Source organism: Pseudomonas sp. GW531-T4, assembly GCF_017349615.1.
GTDB classification, from domain to species: Bacteria; Pseudomonadota; Gammaproteobacteria; order Pseudomonadales; family Pseudomonadaceae; genus Aquipseudomonas; species Aquipseudomonas chlororaphis_I.
The window spans coordinates 24,025-44,067 of record NZ_JACMZT010000005.1 but is presented as its reverse complement, the minus strand read 5'-3'; the positions used below and the strand labels follow the sequence as shown (position 1 = coordinate 44,067).

Here is a 20,043-nt window from a genome sequence, read left to right as displayed (position 1 = left end):
TATGAAACCAGGATTATCTGCGATGAAATCCAAACCCATGAAGTTTGCCGCATTGTCGGCCGTCAGCCTGGCGCTGCTGTCGGCGTTGTCCGGCTGCGGTCCGGATCAGGTACTGGCCCCGCCTGCGCCGCCGACGGTTTCGGTGAGCCAGCCGGTGAACCGGCAGATCATCGATTGGGACAGTTTCACCGGACGTTTCGAGGCGACCGATTCGGTGGAAGTGCGTTCGCGGGTCAGCGGCTACCTGGAAAAGGTCGCCTTCACCGACGGCGCCATCGTCAAGAAGGGCGACCTGCTGTTCGTCATCGATTCGCGCTCCTTCCAGGCCGCGGTGGTCCAGGCCCAGGGCAAGCTGGCCCAGGTACGTTCGCAGCTGGCCCTGGCCGAGCAGGAGTATGCCCGGGCCAAGGTGCTGATCGAATCGAAGACCATTGCCCGCAGCCTGTATGACCAGCGCTTGCAGGCGCGGCAGGCGGCCCAGGCCGAAGTCCTGAGCGCCGAAGGCGCCTTGAGCAATGCCCGGCTCGACCTGGAGTTCACGCGCATCACCGCGCCCATGAGCGGGCGGATCAGCCGCAAGCTGATCAGCGAAGGCAACCTGGTCAACGGCGGCAACAACAATGCGACCCTGCTGACCACCATCGTGTCCCTGGACCCCATCGACATCTACTTCGATATCGATGAGCAGAGCTACCTCAAGTACCGCCGCCAGGAGCAGGGCGCCGCGGGCCAGAACCCGGTGCGCATCGCTTTGCCGGGGCAGAGCGAGCCGACCCTGAGCGGGCGCATGGACTTCATCGACAACCGCCTCGACCCGTCCACCGGCACCCTGCGCCAGCGCGCCCGGGTGGCCAACCCGGATTTGCGCCTGAGCCCGGGGCAGTTCGGGCGTGTGCAGTTCTCCGGGCGCCCGAGTTATCAGGCGCTGTTGCTGCCAGACACGGCGATCAGCGTCGATGCCACGCGCAAGGTGGTCTATGTGCTCAATGCGCAGAACCAGGTGGAACTGCGTCCGGTGCAACTGGGCAAGCTGCATGACGGCCTGCGCGAAGTCGCCAGCGGCCTGCTGCCCGAGGACCGGGTAATCGTCGACGGCATCCAGCGGGTGCGCGTCGGCGAGACCGCGACCGCCAGCGAGCAGGCCCTGGCGCTGGCGCCGAAGGCCCCGGCCAGCGAAGGAGCGCCGCTATGAACCTGGGGAAAATCTCCGTCGAACAGCCGGTGCTGGCGATCGTGCTGTCCATCGTGCTGATGATCGTCGGCGGCCTGGCCTACCTGATCCTGCCGACGTCCGAGTACCCGGACATCGCGCCGCCCACCGTGGTGGTGCAGGCGACCTACCCGGGCGCGTCGGCGCAGACCGTGGCCGAGACCCTGGCGATCCCCCTCGAACAGGAGGTCAACGGCGTCGAGGACATGCTCTACATGTACAGCCAGGCGACCTCCGATGGCAGCCTCAACCTGACCGTGACGTTCAAGAGCGGCACCGATGTCGACAAGGCCCAGGTGCTGGTGCAGAACCGCGTGGCCCTGGCCACGCCACGCCTGCCGGAGCCGGTACAGCGCAGCGGCGTGTCGGTGCGCAAGTCGTCGCCGACCCAGCTGTCGACCATCTTCATTTCCTCGCCCAAGGGCACCTACGACCAGCTCTACGTTTCCAACTTCGCTATCCGTACCGTCGCCGATACCCTCAAGCGCATCGACGGTGTGGGTGACATCAATCCGCTGGGCGCCCGTGAATACTCCATGCGCATCTGGCTCGACCCGGAGCGCGTGGCGTCCTTCAATCTGACGCCAGCGGACATCATTGCCGCGGTGCGCGCGCAGAACACCCAGGTGGCGGGCGGGGTGATCGCGCAACCGCCGGTGGCGTCCCAGGCCTTCCAGCCCAACCTGATTTTCGAAGGCCGCCTGAAAGAGCCAGCGGACTTCGACAACATCGTCATCAAGTCCGGCAGCGCCGGGCGCCTGGTGCGCCTGAAGGATGTGGCGCGCACCGAAATCGCCGGCCTGGCCTACGTCAACAACACCTATTACCTGCGCCATCCGGCCATCGGCTTGCAGGTGCTGCAACGTCCCGGCGCCAATGCCCTGGCCACCATGAAGGTGGTCGAGCAGACCATGCAGGACCTGAGCAAGGAATTCCCCGAAGGCATCGAATACAGCATTGGCTACAACCCCACCGCGTTCATCGCCGACAGCATCGGCGAGCTGGGCAAGACCATCTACGAGGCGGTGATCCTGGTAGTGCTGGTGATCCTGGTATTCCTGCAAGGCTGGCGTCCGTCGATCATCCCGATCCTGGCGATTCCGGTGTCGCTGGTGGGGACCTTCGCGGTCATGGCCATGCTCGGTTACTCGATCAACAACCTGACCCTGTTCGGCCTGGTGCTGGCGGTGGGCATCGTGGTCGACAACGCCATCGTCGTGGTGGAAAACGTCGAGCGCCATCTGGCCGAAGGCAAGAGCCCGTTGCAGGCCACGCTGATCACCATGAAGGAAATGGGTGGCGCGCTGGTGGCGATCACCCTGGTGCTCTGCGCGGTGTTCATTCCCACGGCGTTCATTCCGGGGATCTCCGGTGAGTTCTTCCGTCAGTTCGGCATCACCATCGCGGTGGCCACGGCGATCTCGCTGTTCAACTCGGTGACCCTGTCGCCGGCGCTGGCGGCAATGATTCTGCGCCGCCACGACCCCAAGGCGCATCAGGCGCCACGGCGCGGTGTGGCCGGCCTGCTCACGCGCGCAGCGGAAGGTTTCAACCGCGGCTTCCTCAAGCTTTCGGTAGGGTATGCCGGCAGCGTGCGGGGGCTGGTGGCGCGGACTCCATTGATGCTGGCGATCTACGCGGTATTGATCGCGGCCACGGCTTACCTGCTGGTGTCCACGCCCAAGGGCTTCATTCCGGCCCAGGACCGCGGTTACCTGGTGGTGATCGTGCAACTGCCGGAAGGCGCTGCGCTGGAACGCACCAACGAGATTTCCCGGCAGATCGAAGCCATCGCCCTGCAGGTGCCGGGTGTCGATCGGGTGCCGACGTTCTCCGGATTCTCCATGGTCACCGGTACCAGCTCTTCCAACTCGTCCGGCCTGGCGCCGGTGTTCGAGCCCTGGTCCAAGCGCAAGCTGCGCGGCCTGACCTCGGACAAGATCGCCGCCGACCTGCGTGAGCGCCTGAAAGTGGTCAGCGGCGCGTCGGTGATTGTCGCCACGCCGCCTCCAGTCCAGGGCCTGGGCAGCACCGGCGGCTTCTCCATGCGCCTGCAGGACCGTGCCGGCCTGGGCAGCCAGGCCCTGGCCAAGGCCACCGAGCAACTGATCGCCGCGGCCAATGCGACCCAGGGCATGACCGGTGTCTACTCGCCGTTCTCGGCCCGTACGCCGCAGGTGTTCGTCGAGCTGGACCGTGAGCGCGCCGAGATGCTCGGGGTGCCCAGCAGCCAGATCAACCAGGCCATCGAGACCTATTTCGGCTCGACCTACATCAACGACTTCAACCTGGTGGGCCGCACCTATCGGGTGACGGCCCAGGCAGACTTGCCGTACCGGGTCACGCCAGAGGACCTGGCGCGGGTCAAGGTGCGCAACGAGGCCGGTGACATGGTGCCGATCGCCAGCGTCACGCGGTTGCACGAGTCGCTGGGGGTCGAGCGTTTCCCACGCTACAACCTGTTCCCGACCGCGGAAATCAACGGCGACACCTTGCCCGGGCTGGGCTCCGACTTCGCCCTGCAAACCATGGAGCGCCTGGCCGAGCAAACCCTGCCACCGGGCATCACCTACCAGTGGACCGACCTGAGCTACCAGCAGACCACCGCCGGCAACATGGGCCTGCTGGTATTCCCGCTCTGTGTGATCTTCGTCTACCTGGTGCTGGCCGCGCAGTACGGCAGCTGGAGCCTGCCGCTGGCGATCCTGCTGATCGTGCCCATGTGTCTGCTGGCCGCCGCCGGTGGCGTGCGCCTGATGGGCCTGGACATCAACATCCTGACCCAGATCGGTTTCATCGTGCTGGTGGGACTGGCGGCGAAAAACGCCATCCTGATCGTCGAGGTGGCGCGGCAGCAGGAGCAGGACGGGCAGGGCATCGTCGATGCCGTGGTGGAGGCGTGTCGCCTGCGCCTGCGACCGATCCTGATGACCTCCCTGGCCTTCATCCTCGGTGTGCTGCCGCTGGTGCTGTCCGAGGGCGCCGGTTCGGAAATGCGCCAGGCGGTCGGTTCGGCGGTGTTCTTCGGCATGATCGGCGTGACCCTGTTCGGCCTGCTGTTCACCCCGATCTTCTATGTCCTGATCCGCCGTCTCGCCGGGGGCGAGCGGCGGTTGCAGGCCCCATCCAGTGTCTCTGCTTCGGGAGTGGTCCATGAATAACCTGCTGCGTTTTCCCGCCCTGGCCTTTACCGCGGCGCTGCTTGCGGCCTGCGCCGCGCCGACCTTGCCACCGGCTGTCGAGGCGCCCGCCGGGCGTTTCGTCAATGCGCCGCAAATACCGGCGGCGGGCATTGCCGAGCAATGGTGGACGCTGTACCACGACCCCTTGCTCGACCGCCTGGTGGCGCGGGCGCTGGAGGAAAACCTCGACCTGCAGATCGCCCTGGCGCGGATCGATGCCAGTCGTGCCTTGCGCGGCGTCGCGGCCGCCGGCGCGAGCCCCGAGCTGAACCTGGGGGCCAGCGCCGCCCGGCAACGGATCTCGGCGGACCAGGCCGGGTTCAGCGACCCCTTGATTACCGAGCCGCTGAGCCTGGGTCTCGATGCCTCCTGGGAGATCGACCTGTTCGGGCGGATTCGCGAAGGCGTGCGGGCCGCCGATGCCGAGCTGCAGGCCAGCGCGGAAGAGGCGCGTGGGGTCAAGGTGGCGCTGGTCACCGAGGTGGTGCAGGCCTATGCCCAGGCGCGGGGGCTGGAAGAGCGCCTGAGCATTGTGCGGCAGAACGCCGAGAGCCAGAGCCGCACCCTGCAACTGACCGAGCAGCTGTATGCGGCGGGCAGCAGCCCGCAGGCCGATCTGCTGCGGGCGCGTTCCCAGTCGGAATCCACTGCGGCCCAGGTGCCGGCCCTGCAACTGGAGTGGCAGCGCTCGTTGCACCGCCTGGCAGTGTTGCTGGCGCAGCCGAGCGAGGCGCTGTACCAACAGTTCGCCGCCAGCCCGGCGCAACTGAGCGAGGTGGATCTGGTGGCTGCCGGCACCCCGGCCGACCTGCTGCGTCGGCGTCCCGACATCCGTGCCGCCGAGGCCCGGCTGATCGCTGCCTACGCGCGGGTCGGGGTGGCCAAGGCCGACCTGCTGCCGCGCCTGAGCCTGTCGGCGGCCCTGGGCTCGCTGGTCGATGGTGTCAGTGCCGCGAACCTGGCCAGCTCGACTTTCTGGCTGGCCGGTATCAATGCCAGTGTGCCGCTGCTGGACGGCGGACGCCGGCGCGCGGTGGTGGAACTGCGCGATGCCGAGGGGCGCCAGGCCTTGCTCGGCTATCGCCGTACCGTGCTCGGCGCGGTGGCGGAAGTCGAGTCGGCCCTCGCCGCGGCCCGGCGCAATGCCGAGAGCCAGCAGCATCTGGCCAGTGCCGCGGCGCAGGCCAGTTCGGCGGCGCAGCAGATCCAGCGCTCCTGGGCCGCCGGCGAGGCGCCGTTTCTCGATGTGTTGCAGGCCCAGCGGGTCGAACTCACGGCACAGAACGCGCTGTCGCGGATCAAGACCGCGCAGTTGCAGAACCAGGCTGTGCTGGTGCGGGCGCTCGGTGGTTGAACAGGGAGCAACGAATCTGTGGTTCGCGGCGGCATGGGCATTTACAGCGTCTATGCTCAAGCGGCACCGCGCACCTGAAAGGCGCGGGTCTTGTCTTCAATTACAAGGATGAATGTCTATGAAGCCGCTTCATTCTCTGGCCAAAGCCGTTGCCTTGGCCACTCTATTGTCCGCTGCCAGCCTGCATGCTTACGCCGCCGACATTCCGTTGGCCGGTACCGTGGAGGCCGATGAACTGGTGACCAAGGTGCTCTCCGTGGATGCCGCCAAGCATCGCGTGGTGCTGGAAGGCGCCCAGGGCCAGCCGGTGCATGTGCAACTCAGCGACCAGGCCAAGGACCTGGGCAATTTGAAGGTGGGCGATCAGGTCAATGTGCGGGTCACCCACGCGGTGGTGGCGGTGCTGGACACCGATGTGGAAAAAGGCCTGCCGAATTCCGCTGAGCGTGCCGGGGTGGTTCGCGCCACCAAGGACAACCCCAACCCGGGCGGCGAAGCCTATCGCCAGGTGCAGGTGCAACTGAAGATCACCGACATCGACCTGAAGAACAACCAGCTGACCTTCCAGGGGCCGGCGGGCAACAAGAAGGTCCTGGACGTGGAGAAACCGGAAGTCCAGGCCCGCCTGAAAGACCTCAAGGTCGGCCAGAGTGTGGTGGTGACCTACACCGATGTGTTGCAAGTCACGACACAGCACGAAGGTTGACTGAGACCGGGCGCTGGTCGCTGTGGCGGCCGGCGCGCCGGATCTCGGGAGGTCCGTGCGGGGAGTTGAACGAAGGTGAGCGGAATGACAAATTTTCCGTCAGCTTTGTGTTCAGAATTCTTCAGAATATGTGCACGGACTTTCTTTTCCTGTTCGATTAAAATAGTTCTCGTTCGCCCGGTGCAAGGGCTCTTTACCGGTGCATGGATTGCCAGGCCAGAGCACTGGGCGAACACCCTCTTCGGGGTTCCCGCCCCACGATTTCCGTAACGCCGCTCATGCCACCCGCACAGGTTCGACGCCTGTTGCCAGCGGTTGCCAGGAGCGCTCGGCTCCCCCTCCAGCAAGACGCCTTAGCGACACAGCCGCCTGCTGCATTGCCTGTCGCCTTGGCCAGCTTCAGCCTCGGGGCACGGTGGTGCACAGCTGCAGGCCCAGCGCGCGCATGACCTTGACCACGGTATCGAAGCGCGGCTTGGCCCCCGGGGCAAAAGCCTTGTAGAGGCTGGCCCGGCCCTGGCCGGTGGTCTTGGCAATCTGCGTCATGCCCCGGGCCCTGGCGACATGGCCCAGGGCGCGGATCAGTTCGTCGGTATCGCCATCGGCCAGGACCTGGGACAGGTATTCGCTGATCGCCTGGTCGCTGTCGAGCAGGGTGGCGATGTCGAAGGGAACCAGTGTGTCGGACATATCAGAACTCCTTGGCCAGGGAACGGGCCTGGCAGATATCGGCAGGCTGGCTGGACTTGTCGCCACCCAGCAGCAGGACGATGAGGGTATTGCCGCGAACCGTGAAATAGAGGCGGTAGCCGGCGCCTGTATTCACGCGCATTTCCGAGAGACCGCCGCCGAGGTTTTTCACATCGCCCAGGTTGCCCGCCGACGCCCGCTCGATACGCCGAGCGATGGCTATCCTGGCGCGCAGGTCCCGTAGTGTGGTGTGCCATTGGGCAAAGACGGTCGTCTGCAGGATCTCGTAATCCATGAGGACTGTATCCATATAGAGACAAAATAAAAAGGGGTAACGACCCCCAGGCGACTGACGGTGCACCTGAAGGCGTCATGGGAAGGTAAGCAGGAGGGGAGTGGGCGAGGCGGGCTGTTTCGTATCGGCATGTTGTCGATCAGGGCTGGCGAAACACCCTGTAGCCATTGCCCTGCAGCGAGTGCGAAAAAGGGCCAGCATCAGCCGTTCTGGCTGATGCTGTGGGACGCAAAATCAGAGAGTGGGCAGGCCCAGCGCCGCGGCGCATTCCTGGAGCGAGCGCTGTTGGGTGTCGGCGTACAGCTGCAGTTCATCGATGGTCGGGCGCCCCAGGGCCCGCTCGAAAGCCTGCCGGTTGGAGTGGCCGGCGTAGTGGCTTTGCGCATCGTCGCCCAGGTTGGACTGGAAGATCCCGGCGGCGCTGACCGGCAGGAAGTCCTCGTACACCAGCGGCTCGGCCCGCACATGCCCGGCGCGGATCAGCGCCTCCAGGCTCGTCGGCCGGTCCGCCTGCTGGCGCGCGGCCAGGCCCTGGTCGCTGACGAAGTAGCGGAAGTACGCCAGGCCCTGTTCACGCATGGCTTCATGGTTGTCGGGAAAGGCGCGGAAGTGCTCGGCCATCAGTGTGTTGTAACGCTGGGCGTTGGCTTCGTTGGGGAAGTCCCCGAGGGCGTCGCGTGCAGCGTTCAACAGTTGGTCGTACAGCGCCCGGCCTTTGGGGGTGAGGGCGGCGCCGCGCTGTTCGATCTCGCCGAAGCGCGCACTGTGGCTGCCGCGGCTGTCGGGCTGGTCGGTGAAGGATACGGCTTCCTCCAGCGCCTTGAAGCTGGTCTGACGCAGCAGGATCGGGCATTCCCGGCGCGGCGGGCCTTCGATCACCGCCTTGGGCGTGATGCCGTGGGCGGGCATCAGTGCTTGCACCTGGTCGATGTCCAGGGTGCGTGGCGTCAGGTGGTTGATGTGCGGCCCCTTGAACGCCACCACATCGGCGATCAGCCGGTGCTGGGCACTCAGTTGCTGGTACTGCCCGGCCGTGACCGTGGCGCTGTGATGCCAGCGGAAGGTTTCCAGGGCCTGCTCGACGAACTCCTCGGCGGCGCGGTCATCGAGGCCACCCTGGGTTTCGGCCTGTTCGATCAGGGCCAGGGCGCGCGGGGTGAAAATGCTCCGGCGCGCCAGCACCGATTCGGCGAAGTCGCGCAGCTGCGGATTGTCGATCAGCTCCAGGCGCAACAGCGAGGTGAAGACCCGGAATGGGCTGACCTGCAGGGCGCTTTCATGCACCGCGCGAAAGGCCGTGGAATGCACCGGCACGCCGGCCGGGGTGAGGTCGTAGTAACCCACCGGCTGCATGCCCATCACCGCGAACAGCCGGCCCAGGGTCGCCAGTTCCGTGGCGGTACCGACGCGAATGGCGCCGTGGCGTTCCAGGTCCAGGCGCTGGATTTCGCCGGTGCTGCGCAGCTGGCGGGCGATCCTCTCGTCGCTGCCCAGGACCCCGGCGTTGACCTGGGCCACCAGCTCCATCAGGGCGCCGTACAGCGGCACTTCCTCGCGGTACATGTCCGACATCGCCCGTGAAAAACGTTGGCGGATCAGGTCTGGGCTGACGAAGCTCTGCAGGCTCATAAACAAGGATTCCCGGCGTAGTGAGACAAAGAGGGTAGCGGTGTTGGCTGGGCCTGATTCTGGTCGGCGCGGGGTGTGCTGACAAACGAAGTTTCTTCCGGACTTCATTCTGCAAATGAATGCAGGCGGGCAGGGCGGCTGCACGGTTTGCCCTGGGCGGGCATGGGCCCTCGCGGCCAGGCGAGCCGTAGCGGTTTCCGGGGGGCTGAGCGGTGATGGCTATTTGCCGTTGCGCTGATAGACTTCTGAACACGACCGCATCCCATGGCTTGCGTACCGTTCAACGGAGGCGACTTGGCCTTGACGCCGCACAATGGAGGAAAGGGACTTTCACTGGCCAGGAGGCTATACAAGACGCGAATTCTGGGGCTGGCCCTCGGTTTCCTTTGCGTGTCCGCGGGCATGTACCCGCTGCGCCCGCCGCCCTGGGTCTGGGCGTTCATGCTGTTCAATGCCTTCATCTGGCCGCACCTGGCGTACCAGTGGGCGCGCCGCTCGGCAGTGCCGTTTCGCGGCGAGCATCGCAACCTGTTGATGGATGCCTTCCTCGGCGGGTTCTGGGTGGCGGCCATGCACTTCAACCCGCTGCCGACCACCACCACCCTGTCGCTGATGGCGATGAACAATATCGCCCTGGGCGGCGTGCCGTTTTTCCTTGCCGGTTGCCTGGCGCAAGCGCTGGGGATCGCTGTCGGGCTGCTGCTGTTCGGCGTCGGGTTCGTGGCCCAGAGCAGTGCGCTGCAACTCTATGCCTGCCTGCCGATGCTGACCCTGTATCCGCTGGCCCTGGGGTTTATCTGCTACCAGCAGGCCAATGTCCTGTCCCGGCACAAACGCGAATTGCTGGCCCTGAGCCGCACCGACAGCCTGTCGGGCCTGCTCAATCACGGGGCCTGGAAGGACCAGCTGGAAATCGAGTTCCAGCGCTGCCGGCGCCAGACCTCGACCCAGAACCAGGGCGGCGCCATCGCGCTGATCGACATCGACCATTTCAAGGCCATCAACGACACCTACGGCCATGTCGCCGGCGACATTGTGTTGCGCCAGCTGAGCAAGCTGCTCAAGCAGAACCTGCGGATCAGCGACCAGGCCGGACGCTACGGTGGCGACGAGTTCTGCGTGATCCTGCCGGACGTGCCGCTGGAGCATGCCGCCGAACTGATGGAGGCCTTGCGTTGCCGTTTCGGCGGATTGGGCTATGAGCAGAATCCGGCCCTGCAGGTCAGCCTGAGCATCGGCCTGGCCGCCTATTCCCCGGACCACAGCGATGCCCTGGACTGGTTGAACGATGCCGACCAGGCCTTGTACGAGGCGAAAACCACCGGCCGCAACAAGGTCAGCTGCCGCCGCGGCGACCACTCGCCAAAGGCCCTGCTGAACTCCTTGTGAGGCCGCTCGCAGAGCATTGCGCCAGCATGGAGGGTGGCGAATTTGTCAGGTAGGGTGGGCGGGCACCTTCCGACACGAAACAAGGACCGATTCATGACGCAGACTTCCCCTCGCTCATTGCTGGCCGCCCGTATCGGCCTGACCCTTGCCCTTGGCCTGCTGGCCACCCACGCCAGTGCCGCCCCCCACCCCCAGGTACAGAACGATGCGCAGCAATACCAGGGCGACGCCCTGAAACTGCTGGAGCGCCTGGTGAACATCGACTCGGGCTCCGGCTACGAGGCGGGGCTGAACCAGGTGAGCGATATCGCCATCGCCGAGCTGAAGAAGCTTGGCGCCAGCATCGAAAAAGTCCCCAACGGCGCTGCCGGCGGCAGCCATGTGCTGGCCACCCTCAAGGGCACCGGCAAGGCCAGGATCCTGCTGATGGCGCATATGGACACGGTGTTCAAGGAAGGCACCGCGGCCGAGCGGCCGTTCCGCATCCAGGACGGTCGTGCCTACGGCCCCGGGGTGATGGACGACAAGGGTGGCATCGTCGCCGGGATCTATGCGCTGAAGGTCCTGGATAACCTCAAGTTCAAGGACTACGCGCAGATCACCTTCCTGCTCGACGCCAGCGAGGAAACCGGTTCCGAGATCGCTACCGACTTGATCAAGAAAACCGCCAAGGCCCACGACGTGACCTTGAACCTGGAACCGGGGCGCCCGGCCGATGGCCTGGTGGTGTGGCGCAAGGGCAGCGCCACGGCGCTGGTCGAGGTCAAGGGCAAGGCGGCTCACGCCGGCGTCGCGCCGGAGCTGGGGCGCAACGCGGCGATGGAAGCGGCGCACCAGATCCTGCAACTGGGCAAGCTGGGGGATGAAGCGAAGAAAACCACCATCAACTTCACCGTGCTCAAGGCCGGCGACCGGACCAACGTGATTCCCGACCAGGCCACCGCCAAGGCGGATGTGCGGGCGGCGGTGCCGGAGGAGTTCGACCGCATCGAGAAGGACCTGGCGCGGGTGTCGGCCAACAAGCTGATCGCCGACACCGAAGTCAAGACCACCTTGCAACGCGGTTTGCCGCCGATGCCGCAGACCGAGCAGTCCGACGCGCTGGTGGCCATGGCCCAGGGCATCTACGGCGAGCTGGGGCGCAAGCTGACCATCGAGGGCAGCGGCGGGGCGGCGGACTCCAGCCTGTCGGCCGGCGTCGGTACGCCGACCCTGGATGGCTTCGGCATCGTCGGCGGCAATATCCACACCCCCGAGGAGTACGCCGAAGTCGAGAGCGTGGCGCCGCGCATCTACCTGCTGGCGCGGATGATCATGGAGCTGTCGGCCAAGCAGTGATTGCAGGAACAGACGCACTGCATTTTCTGCATGGCCGGACCCTGTAGCCGTGTAGCCCTGTAGCCCTGTAGCCGCTGCCGAGCCTGCGAGGCTGCGATCGACTGCGCAGCAGGCGCAAGGATCTCAAGACCGCTGGAGGACCTGTGGTCCTGTCGCAGCCTCGCAGGCTCGGCAGCGGCTACAGGGGTGGCTACAGGCGCTCACGATCTGCATGCCTATACTCGAAAGCCTCGTCCCCCACAGCGGAGCTTTCAATGAGCAGCAACCACCTCACCGAATACTCTGACGCCAGCCCCGAAGTGCGGGCGGTGTTCGATGACATCATGCGTACCCGTCAGGTCGACCAGGTGAACAACTTCTGGAAATGCCTGGCGGCCCATCCGCCGACCCTGCGGCGTACCTGGGACAGTCTCAAGGAGATCATGGCGCCGGGGGCGCTCGATCCGTTGACCAAGGAGCTGATCTACGTGGCGGTCAGCGTCACCAACAACTGCCCGTATTGCATCGCTTCGCACACCGCCGCGGCGCGCAAGGCAGGGATGACAGAGGCGATGTTCGGTGAGTTGCAGGCGGTGGTCGGCATGGCCAACGAAACCAATCGCCTGGCCAACGGCTACCGGGTGCCGCTGGATGATGCGTTCAAGCTTGAATGAGCCTGTGACCCGCAGGGCTGCGGCCCTCGGCGCTGCTCGTATCGGCCAGCGCCGTCATCAGGTTTTCAGGCCGCCGCTGCCTTGGCCTGGGTGGCGAGCAGCGGCACGGCGCGCACCAGGTCGCCGGGTTGCAGTTGCAGGCGCTTGGCGCTGAGGCGGTCCACCAGCAGGCAGCCGGACACCAGGCGGCCGCGGGCGCTGGTGACGCGGCAGCTTTCCAGGCGGCGGTTGTGGATCAGCCAGGTCGGCGCATCGTCGTCCGGGGTGCCCACCAGCAGCGGCAGCACCTGGCTTTCGCGCACCGCGCGGACTTTGCTCAGCTCGGCCTCGATCACCGGCCCGCCGTCGAAGATGTCGATATGGCCCTGATGGGCAAACCCTTCATGGCGCAGGATGGCCAGCGCCGCCTCGGCGTTTTCGTGAGCCTGGCCGATCGCGGCCTGGGCCGGTTCGCTGAGCAGGCAGGTGTACAGCGGCTGGCGCGGCAGCAGTTCGGCGATAAAGGGTTTGTGGCCAAGGCTGGAGAGGTGGTCGGCCTGGACGAAATCCATCTGCAGAAAGTGCCGGCCCAGGCTGTTCCAGAAGGGCGAGCAGCCGTTCTCGTCGCCCTTGCCGCGCAGCTCGGCGATCAGCTTGTCGCCGAACAGGTGCGGGAACTCGGCGACGAACAGCAGGCGCGCCAGGGACAGCAGGCGGCCGTTGCTGTCACGGCGCTGGTCGGGGCGCAGGAACAGCGAGCAGAGTTCCGATTGGCCGGTCATTTCGTTGTTCAGGAACAGGGTCGGGATCTGCCGCCGGATCCCCAGGTTCGGCGCCGAATTGACGGTCATGCCGACCCGGTAGCTGTACCAGGGTTCGCGCAGGCCCACGGCGCCGGTCAGGGCGCTGATGCCGACCACTTGCTGGTCGTCGTCTTCGAGCACGAACAGGTAGTCGGCGTCGGCCCGTTCCACCTGCTCGGCAAAGGTCCGCTGGGCCCAGCGGATCCGATGGGTCAGGCGATCCTGGTTGGCCGGCAGAGTGGTCAGCCCCAGGCCCGCGCGCTGGGCCAGGGCCATCAGCGCGGGCAAGTCAGTCATGCGTACCGGGCGAACGATCATGATGCAGCTCCTTCTGCGCGCCTGTTGTGGCGGCGAATGCAAACGTGTCCGGGATTCTTCATAGGGCGACCAGCCGTACCGGGTCGCCGGTTTGCAGTTGCAGGGCCTGGAAGCTTTCCGGGTCCAGGTTGACCAGGTCCCCCGGCGCTTCGTCCAGGTGCACCAGGGCGGCCCGGTATTGCCCCAGCCGCTCGTTGCTCGCCAGCCAGGCCCGGCCGCTGCCGCTCTGCGGGCCCGGGCAGGCGTTGGCGATCAGGCTGTGGCGGATGGAGCGAACGCCGTTGTGGCGGGCGTACAGCGTCGGGCCGCCGTCGAACAGGTCGACATAGTGGTTGGCTTCGAACCCCTCGCGCAGCAGGATCTCGTAGGCCTCGCGACCCTGCGGGTGGACCTGGCCGATGCAGTCCTGGGCCGCCTTGGGCAGCATCGGGATGTAGATCGGGTATTGCGGCATCAGGTCGGCGAGGAAGCTGCGGCTTTGCAGGCCGCACAGGCGCTCGGCCTCGACATAGGGCAGGTCGAAGAAGTGTTTGCCCAGGGCATCCCAGAACGGCGAGTGGCCGTCGTCGCTGCTGTAGCCGACGATCTCGGTGATGCTGGTGTCGGCGAAGCGCGCGCCATGGGCGGCGATAAACAGCAGCCGGGCCCTGGAGAGCAGCTCCGCCATGGGCGTGCCGACCAGGTCCGGGTCGATATGAAAGCCGCGCAGCAGGCTGTGGTTGCTCAGGTCCTGGCACAGCGACAGGGTCGGCACGCCGTGCTGCACGTTCAGCTCCCGCGAACTGCTGACGAAAGGCCGGTTGCGCAGGCTGTAGAACGGCGCGGAAAACCCGGCCATGGCGAGGATTTCCGAGCAACCGCGCAGCTGGCCGCGGGCCGGGTCGTGCAGGACAAAAAAGTAGTTCTCCGGCCCCGGCGCCTGCACGTTGGCGGCGAAGGAGGCGCAAGAGTCGAGAATCTTGTCCAGCAGGTGTTGTCGATCGTCCGGCAGGGACGTCACCCCCACCAGGCTTTCACGGGCCAGCCGTTGCAACTCCGGCAAATCGTCTGGCGCAACTGGGCGTAAGACCAGCATGGATGTACTCCTGTATCAAAATGATCGACGCCTGGCCGCGAGACCTGGGCGCCGAACCTGACAATCACTGTCGGTTTCCACGCATTACTGCCACGGCCCGCGAGGGCGGGCGGTGGCACGCAGGCACCTGTCGGCGCCCGCTCGGATTCGCCGGGGCACCTTCATGGTGCCGCGGCGGCCGGGGGTGTTGATTAAAGTGGATCGGCCAGCGCCGTATTGGCGCCCAGCCTGTTGAGGAAAAACAGGTAGACCAGGCCGATGGCGATCCAGATGCAACCGAGTTTCTGCGCATCGACCCCCATGTTGTACATGATCGCGCAGACAATTAGGAAGCCGATCACCGGACAAATCAGGTGACGCACCACTTGGGCCGACTTGTTGCGGCGCCAGTAGTGATTGATCACGGTCAGGTGCAGCAGCATGAAACCGCTCAGGGCGCCGAAGTTCACCAGGGAGGTGAGGGTGTCCACCGAGTTGATGAACAGGTAGCAGATCAGCAGCGACAGCACCGCCACCAGGTAGATGCTGACGTGCGGCGTGTTGTGCCTGGGGTGGACCTTGGCCAGGATCTTCGGCAGCTTGCCGTCGCGAGCCATGCCGAACAGCAGGCGCGACACCGCCGCTTGCGAGGTGATGGCGACCGCCACGCCCCAGGCCAGTGCGGTGGCCACCGCGGTCAGGGTCGCCAGCCAGCTGCCGCCGGCGATTTCGGCGATCTCGTAGAAGGCGGTGTCGGCCGACTTGAAGCCCATGCCGGCGGCCAGGTCGGTGGCGATCCAGGTCTGCACCACGAAGATCGCGCCCATCACCAGCAAGGTAATCAGCGCGGCGCGGCCGACGCTCTTGCCCGGCTCGCTCTTGATCTCTTCGGCCAGGGTGGAAATGGCATCGAAACCGAGGAACGACAGCACGGCGATCGACACGCCCTGCATCAGCATGCCGAAGTGAAAATGCTCCGGGCTGTACAGCGGCGCCAGGGTCAGCTGGCCGTTACCGGTGCCACCGTGCAGGGCGTTCCAGGCGTAGAACAGGAAGATCCCCAGCACCACCAGCTGCGCCAGGAGAAACACGATGTTCATCCGTGCGGTGAAGGTGATGCCACGCAGGTTGACGAAGGTGGCGCTGACCAGGAACGCGAGGATGAAGCCGACCTTGGGAATGTCCGGGTACAGGTGGTTCAGCGCCATGGCCGCATAGACGTACAGCAGCGGTGGGATCAGCAGGTAGTCGAGCAGCATCAGCCAGCCGGCGATGAACCCGACATGGGGGTTGAGCCCGCGCTGGGCGTAGGAGTAGACCGAGCCGGCGATGGGAAAGGCGCGGGCCATGCTGCCGTAGCTGAGGGCGGTGAAGAGCATCGCCAGCATGCCGATGATGTAGGCCAGCGGCACCATGCCCGGTGCTTCCTGGTTCACATAGCCATAGACCCCGAACGGGGCGATCGGGATCATGAAAATCATCCCGTAGACCACCAGGTCGCGCAGCGTCAGGCCGCGCTTGAGTTCCTGTTTGTAGCCGAATTCTTCAATCTCCATGAAGAGGTTCTCCTTGTCAGCCAAAGGGGGGGCGGATGCCTGACGCTGATGTCGATGGACGACCTGGAGCGGCAGGCAATGTATTTGAACCTGGCAGGTTTAAAGACACGCCACGGCGGTTTTTTATAGTTGTTGTACCGGTACAGCAAACAGCTTTTTTACAACCACAGCTCCATCCTGGTTCACAGCCTTTTCTACAACAGCGGTGCCAGATAATCCGTCCAGCACTGTATGGCTTGCGGGGTGCGCAGCAGGTCGTTGCGCACCTCGATCAATACCGAATCCAGGCCGCGGGCATCGCCGTGGGCCGGCACGGTCATGTCGCCCAGGGCGTCGATCTTGTACGGCTCGTTGCCGGCGATCTTCACGTCGTGGACCGACATGCCTTCCAGCAGGCGCCGGGCGTAACCCTCGGCGCGATCGAACAGCACGCCCATCTCCAGCGTGCGGCGCTGGCCGTAGTACAGCGGGGTGAAACTGTGGATGCCCACCACCCGCACCGGCCGGCCCGCGGCCAGGCGCGCATCGATCAGCCCGCTCAGGCGCGCATGAAAGGGCCGGAACAGCTGCTTGCGGCGGTACTCGCGGGTGGCTTCGTCGAGGTGCTGGTTGCCCGGGATCTGGTAGATCTCGCTCTGCAACGGAATGCTGTCGTGGGCCTGGCACGGGCGGTTGAGGTCGATCAGCAGCCGCGAATAATTGGCCGTCAGCAGGGTGGCGCCGAGGGTCTGCGAGAGGTTTTCCGCCAGCTCCAGGGCACCGGGGTCCCAGGCGATGTGCTCGCGCGCCGCTTCCGGGTCCAGGCCGAGGTCGTTGAGCGCCGCCGGGATATAACGGCTGGCGTGTTCGCAGACGAGGATCAGCGGGTGCGCGGAGTCTTCTCGCAGCAGCCGGTAGGCCGGTCGGGTGTACAGCCCCAGTTCAGCGGTTTCAGTACAGGTGTGCATAGTGCTCACAGAGTTGGGCAGGGGTCAGGTGCTCGGTCAGTTTCACTTCCTGGTGTTTGACGGCGAAATAGGTTTCCAGCAGCGGGGCTGGCAGGGCTTGCAGCAGTTCCGGGCAGTTGCGCAGGCAGTCCAGCGCCTGCGGCAACGAGGCCGGAAGGGCGACGATGCCGCGCTCCTGGCGCTGTTCTGCGCTCAGTTCGTCCGGCACTTCGTCGGTCACGGCGCGCAGGGGCAGCTTCTGTTCGATGCCCAGGCGCCCGGCGATCAGCACCGCGGCCATGGCCAGGTGCGGCGAGGCGGTGGCGTCCAGCGCGCGGAATTCCAGGTTGTACTGCGGCGCCACGGGCTTGCCGCCGATGCTCACGGTGGGGCAGATGCGCAGCGAGGCTTCGCGGTTGCGCTGGCCCAGGCAGGCGTAGGAAGCGCTCCAGTGATGGGGCTGCAAGCGTGCGTAGGAAATCGGCGTTGGCGCGGTAAAGGCGCAGAGAGCGGGCAGGAACTTGAGCACCCCGGCCGCCCAGAATTGGCCGAGGGACGACAGGCTGTTGGCCCGTCCTTCCTCATACAGCACCGGCGTGCCATCCAATTTCTGCAGGCTCAGGTGCAGGTGCACGCCATTGCACACTGCGTGTTCCGCGGTCTTGGGTGCGAAGCTCAGGCCGTGGCCGAGTTGCCGGGCGATCTCGCGGGTGATCTCGCGCACGTTCACCGCGCGGTCGGCGGCGGCCACGCCCTGGGTCGGGCGGCAGGTGATTTCGTACTGGTGCTTGCCGTATTCGGGCAGGAACATTTCCGGCTCGACGCCCGCGGCGCGCAAGGCGCTGAGCAGCCAGCCACCGAAGTCCGCGCCCTGGCGCTGGGCCTGCAGGGAGAAGGCCAGGCGTTCCGGTTGCGCGGTGGCACTGTGCAGGTTGAATTCGTGCTCGAAGGCGGCGGTGATCTGCAGCCCCAGCTCGCTGGCGTAGCGCTGCACTTCGTTGCGCAGCAGGGTGCGCGGGCAGGCGGCCCAGGGCTGGCCGTCGGTCTCGCAGATGTCGGCGTGGATAAAGTCCAGCGGCGAGGCGCTGGCGTCCGGGCCGTTGCCGACCTGGACCCGGCTGGCCAGGTCGGGGATCAGCCGCAGGTCGCCACGGGCGCCCCAGGGGTTGGGCTCGGCAATGATGTCCTGCGGGGTCAGCGCGCTGTTGGCCGGGACCCAGCCGCAGCCGGCGCTGGTGTAGCTGTCCAGTTCGTCGCTGGGGAACGAGCGGCCACGGCTGACGCCGATCAGGTCGGTGGTGAGCAGGGTGGTCATGGCCACCGGCTGCAACGGCTCGTTGTTCCGGCTCATGCCTGCATCTCCCGCAGGCGGCCGAGCACGGTCCGGGTATCGGTGATCCAGCAGTAGCCCTTGATCGCATTCAGGCAGGCCTGGTGCCGGGCGTCGGTGTAGGTGGCGCAGGCGTCTTCCACCAGGGTCACCAGGTAACCGCGGTCGGCGGCGTCGCGCACCGCCATGTCGACGCACTGGTCGGTGACGATGCCGGCGACGATCAGGTGACGGGTCTGCAGGTTGCGCAGCACGTAGTCGATGTTGGTCGAGTTGAAGACCCCGGAGGAGGTCTTGGGCAGGACGATTTCGTTCTCCTGCGCCGCGAGCGGCTCGATGATCGCCGCCTGCGGGCTGCCCTTGGGCAGGTGCATGTCCGACAGCTTGTGGTCCAGCGAGCGGTCGCGGCCATCGGCGGTCAGGCTTTCGATAATGGTGTGCAGCACGTTCTGCCGGGCGCCGCGCATGGCCGCCAGGAGCTTCTGCTGGTTGGGAATCACCTGCTCACGGGTGCGCTTGATGAAGTACTCGGCGTCCGGCACCTGCAAATGCGGGTCGAGCTGCGGATCGAGCCAGGCCCGTTGCATGTCCACCAGCAGCAGGGCGGTGCGGTCGAGGGTGAATGGCAGGTCGCGGGGCGAGTGGTGGGGAAGGCAGACCATCCTTATTTGTCCTCCAGCAGGTGAGTGGCGAATTCGTTACGCAGGGCGTCGATGCCTTCCAGGCGTCGGTCCAGGTCGGTGCTGCGCAGGCTCAGGCTGGCGACCAGCGCCTCGACCTGGGCCAGGGCCGGCACCAGGGTGTCGAAGGCCGAGGCCGACTCCACCGGGGCGCTGATGATCAGGTCCGCCAGCTCCCGCAGGGGCGAGGCGTAGATGTCGGTGAACAGCACCACCCGCGCATGCCGCGCCTTGGCCGCGCTGGCCACGCGCAGGGCCTGGCTCTGGTAGCGGCGGTAGTCGAACAGCAGGACGATGTCCTGGCGCTGCACGTCATACAGGCGGTCGGGCAGTTGCGCGTTGTCGTCCAGGGCCATGCAGCCGGGGCGCATCAGGCGCAGGTGATTGAGCAGGTAGCTGGCGAGAAAGTTGCTGAAGCGCCCGCCGTAGCAGTACAGCGCGTGCCGGCTGTCCAGCAGCCAGTCGACCAGGATGCGCACGTCTTCGGGCTGGGTCAGGGCCTGGGTCTGTTCCAGGCTGCGCAGGCTGCCTTGCAGGTAATGGCTCCAGGCATCGTCCCGAGGGACCTGGGCCCGCGGTTGCAACAGGGTGCTGGGCGAACGCAGGCGATCGTCCATGTCGCTGAGCAACGCTTCCTGGAACTGCGCATAACCGCCGAAGCCGAGTTTTTTCACCAGCCGCACGATGGTCGGGTCGCTGACGCCAGCGTGCTCGGCCAGCCGCGACATGGGCCCCAGGCCGTTGCGCGGGTAATGGTCGAGCAGGGCACGGATGACCTTGCGCTCCGAAGGCGTGAGGTCGAGGGCCGGGTCGGTGATCTGGTCTCTGAGAGACGGCATAAAACGCCTTCGCGAGTGGAATGTCGTTTTTGTTTCACTGAAAGTGAAAACAGTATTTATGTAATTTACGCTACATGTCTAGTGAAAAATGGAAGCGCCCGCAAACGCCCCA

17 protein-coding genes are annotated in these 20,043 nt (G+C 65.8%); 7 read left to right on the top strand and 10 right to left on the bottom strand.

The window, feature by feature from the left end:
- Nucleotide 1 precedes the first annotated feature (1 nt).
- The 4 genes from J4D28_RS05410 to J4D28_RS05395 all read left to right on the top strand — a co-directional run bounded on the left by J4D28_RS05410 (nt 2) and on the right by J4D28_RS05395 (nt 6,452).
- Entirely contained in the window at nt 2-1,192 is a 1,191-nt protein-coding gene (locus tag J4D28_RS05410) for an efflux RND transporter periplasmic adaptor subunit (RefSeq protein WP_103330819.1), read from the top strand.
- Nucleotides 1,189-4,371 carry an efflux RND transporter permease subunit gene (locus J4D28_RS05405; RefSeq protein ID WP_103330818.1) on the top strand — a complete coding sequence of 1,061 codons (3,183 nt, stop codon included), beginning with the start codon at nt 1,189-1,191 and terminating at the stop codon, nt 4,369-4,371. Before J4D28_RS05410 ends, J4D28_RS05405 begins: the two co-directional genes overlap by 4 nt.
- The gene (locus tag J4D28_RS05400; protein ID WP_009048175.1) at nt 4,364-5,746 is read left to right on the top strand and encodes an efflux transporter outer membrane subunit; all 1,383 of its coding nucleotides are present in this window, start codon (nt 4,364-4,366) and stop codon (nt 5,744-5,746) included. Before J4D28_RS05405 ends, J4D28_RS05400 begins: the two co-directional genes overlap by 8 nt.
- Before the next feature lie 118 nt (nt 5,747-5,864).
- The gene (locus J4D28_RS05395) at nt 5,865-6,452 is read left to right on the top strand and encodes a hypothetical protein (protein WP_009048176.1); all 588 of its coding nucleotides are present in this window, start codon (nt 5,865-5,867) and stop codon (nt 6,450-6,452) included.
- Nucleotides 6,453-6,851: 399 nt separating this feature from the next.
- Here the strand turns inward: J4D28_RS05395 and J4D28_RS05390 are convergent, their stop codons facing one another.
- The 3 genes from J4D28_RS05390 to J4D28_RS05380 all read right to left on the bottom strand — a co-directional run bounded on the left by J4D28_RS05390 (nt 6,852) and on the right by J4D28_RS05380 (nt 9,066).
- Nucleotides 6,852-7,142, bottom strand: a complete 291-nt coding sequence (locus tag J4D28_RS05390; protein ID WP_009048177.1) for an addiction module antidote protein — start codon at nt 7,140-7,142, stop codon at nt 6,852-6,854.
- A gap of 1 nt (nt 7,143) precedes the next feature.
- Nucleotides 7,144-7,437, bottom strand: a complete 294-nt coding sequence (locus J4D28_RS05385) for a type II toxin-antitoxin system RelE/ParE family toxin (protein ID WP_016705075.1) — start codon at nt 7,435-7,437, stop codon at nt 7,144-7,146.
- Between the two features lie 234 nt (nt 7,438-7,671).
- Nucleotides 7,672-9,066, bottom strand: a complete 1,395-nt coding sequence (locus tag J4D28_RS05380) for a VOC family protein (protein WP_029527360.1) — start codon at nt 9,064-9,066, stop codon at nt 7,672-7,674.
- Nucleotides 9,067-9,330: 264 nt separating this feature from the next.
- On the opposite strand from J4D28_RS05380, the gene J4D28_RS05375 reads away from it, so the two are divergent.
- The 3 genes from J4D28_RS05375 (at nt 9,331) to J4D28_RS05365 (ending at nt 12,446) form a co-directional block, all read left to right on the top strand.
- On the top strand, nt 9,331-10,455 hold the full coding sequence (locus J4D28_RS05375) for a diguanylate cyclase (protein ID WP_051423560.1): 1,125 nt from the start codon (nt 9,331-9,333) through the stop codon (nt 10,453-10,455).
- Nucleotides 10,456-10,548: 93 nt separating this feature from the next.
- Nucleotides 10,549-11,793: a M20/M25/M40 family metallo-hydrolase gene (locus J4D28_RS05370; RefSeq protein WP_103330817.1), complete on the top strand. Its 1,245-nt coding sequence runs from the start codon at nt 10,549-10,551 to the stop codon at nt 11,791-11,793.
- A gap of 254 nt (nt 11,794-12,047) precedes the next feature.
- A complete protein-coding gene (locus J4D28_RS05365; protein WP_009048182.1) occupies nt 12,048-12,446 on the top strand; it encodes a carboxymuconolactone decarboxylase family protein in 399 nt (132 codons plus the stop codon).
- A 65-nt stretch (nt 12,447-12,511) separates the two neighbouring features.
- On the opposite strand, the gene astA is transcribed toward J4D28_RS05365, so the two are convergent.
- The 7 genes from astA to J4D28_RS05330 form a co-directional block, all read right to left on the bottom strand.
- Nucleotides 12,512-13,546 (bottom strand): arginine N-succinyltransferase, encoded by a 1,035-nt coding sequence (gene astA, locus J4D28_RS05360; RefSeq protein WP_009048183.1) that lies wholly within the window; start codon nt 13,544-13,546, stop codon nt 12,512-12,514.
- A 58-nt stretch (nt 13,547-13,604) separates the two neighbouring features.
- Complete coding sequence (locus J4D28_RS05355; RefSeq protein ID WP_009048184.1) at nt 13,605-14,621, bottom strand: arginine N-succinyltransferase; 1,017 nt, start codon at nt 14,619-14,621, stop codon at nt 13,605-13,607.
- A 191-nt stretch (nt 14,622-14,812) separates the two neighbouring features.
- Nucleotides 14,813-16,156: an APC family permease gene (locus J4D28_RS05350; protein WP_028682914.1), complete on the bottom strand. Its 1,344-nt coding sequence runs from the start codon at nt 16,154-16,156 to the stop codon at nt 14,813-14,815.
- A gap of 194 nt (nt 16,157-16,350) precedes the next feature.
- The gene (locus tag J4D28_RS05345) at nt 16,351-17,103 is read right to left on the bottom strand and encodes an N-formylglutamate amidohydrolase (RefSeq protein WP_028682915.1); all 753 of its coding nucleotides are present in this window, start codon (nt 17,101-17,103) and stop codon (nt 16,351-16,353) included.
- On the bottom strand, nt 17,087-18,433 hold the full coding sequence (locus tag J4D28_RS05340; protein ID WP_103330816.1) for a glutamine synthetase family protein: 1,347 nt from the start codon (nt 18,431-18,433) through the stop codon (nt 17,087-17,089). The genes J4D28_RS05345 and J4D28_RS05340 overlap by 17 nt, the downstream gene beginning before the upstream one ends.
- The gene (locus J4D28_RS05335) at nt 18,430-19,074 is read right to left on the bottom strand and encodes an isochorismatase family cysteine hydrolase (protein ID WP_009048188.1); all 645 of its coding nucleotides are present in this window, start codon (nt 19,072-19,074) and stop codon (nt 18,430-18,432) included. The genes J4D28_RS05340 and J4D28_RS05335 overlap by 4 nt, the downstream gene beginning before the upstream one ends.
- Before the next feature lie 2 nt (nt 19,075-19,076).
- Nucleotides 19,077-19,931: a MurR/RpiR family transcriptional regulator gene (locus J4D28_RS05330; RefSeq protein WP_009048189.1), complete on the bottom strand. Its 855-nt coding sequence runs from the start codon at nt 19,929-19,931 to the stop codon at nt 19,077-19,079.
- Between the last annotated feature and the right edge of the window lie 112 nt (nt 19,932-20,043).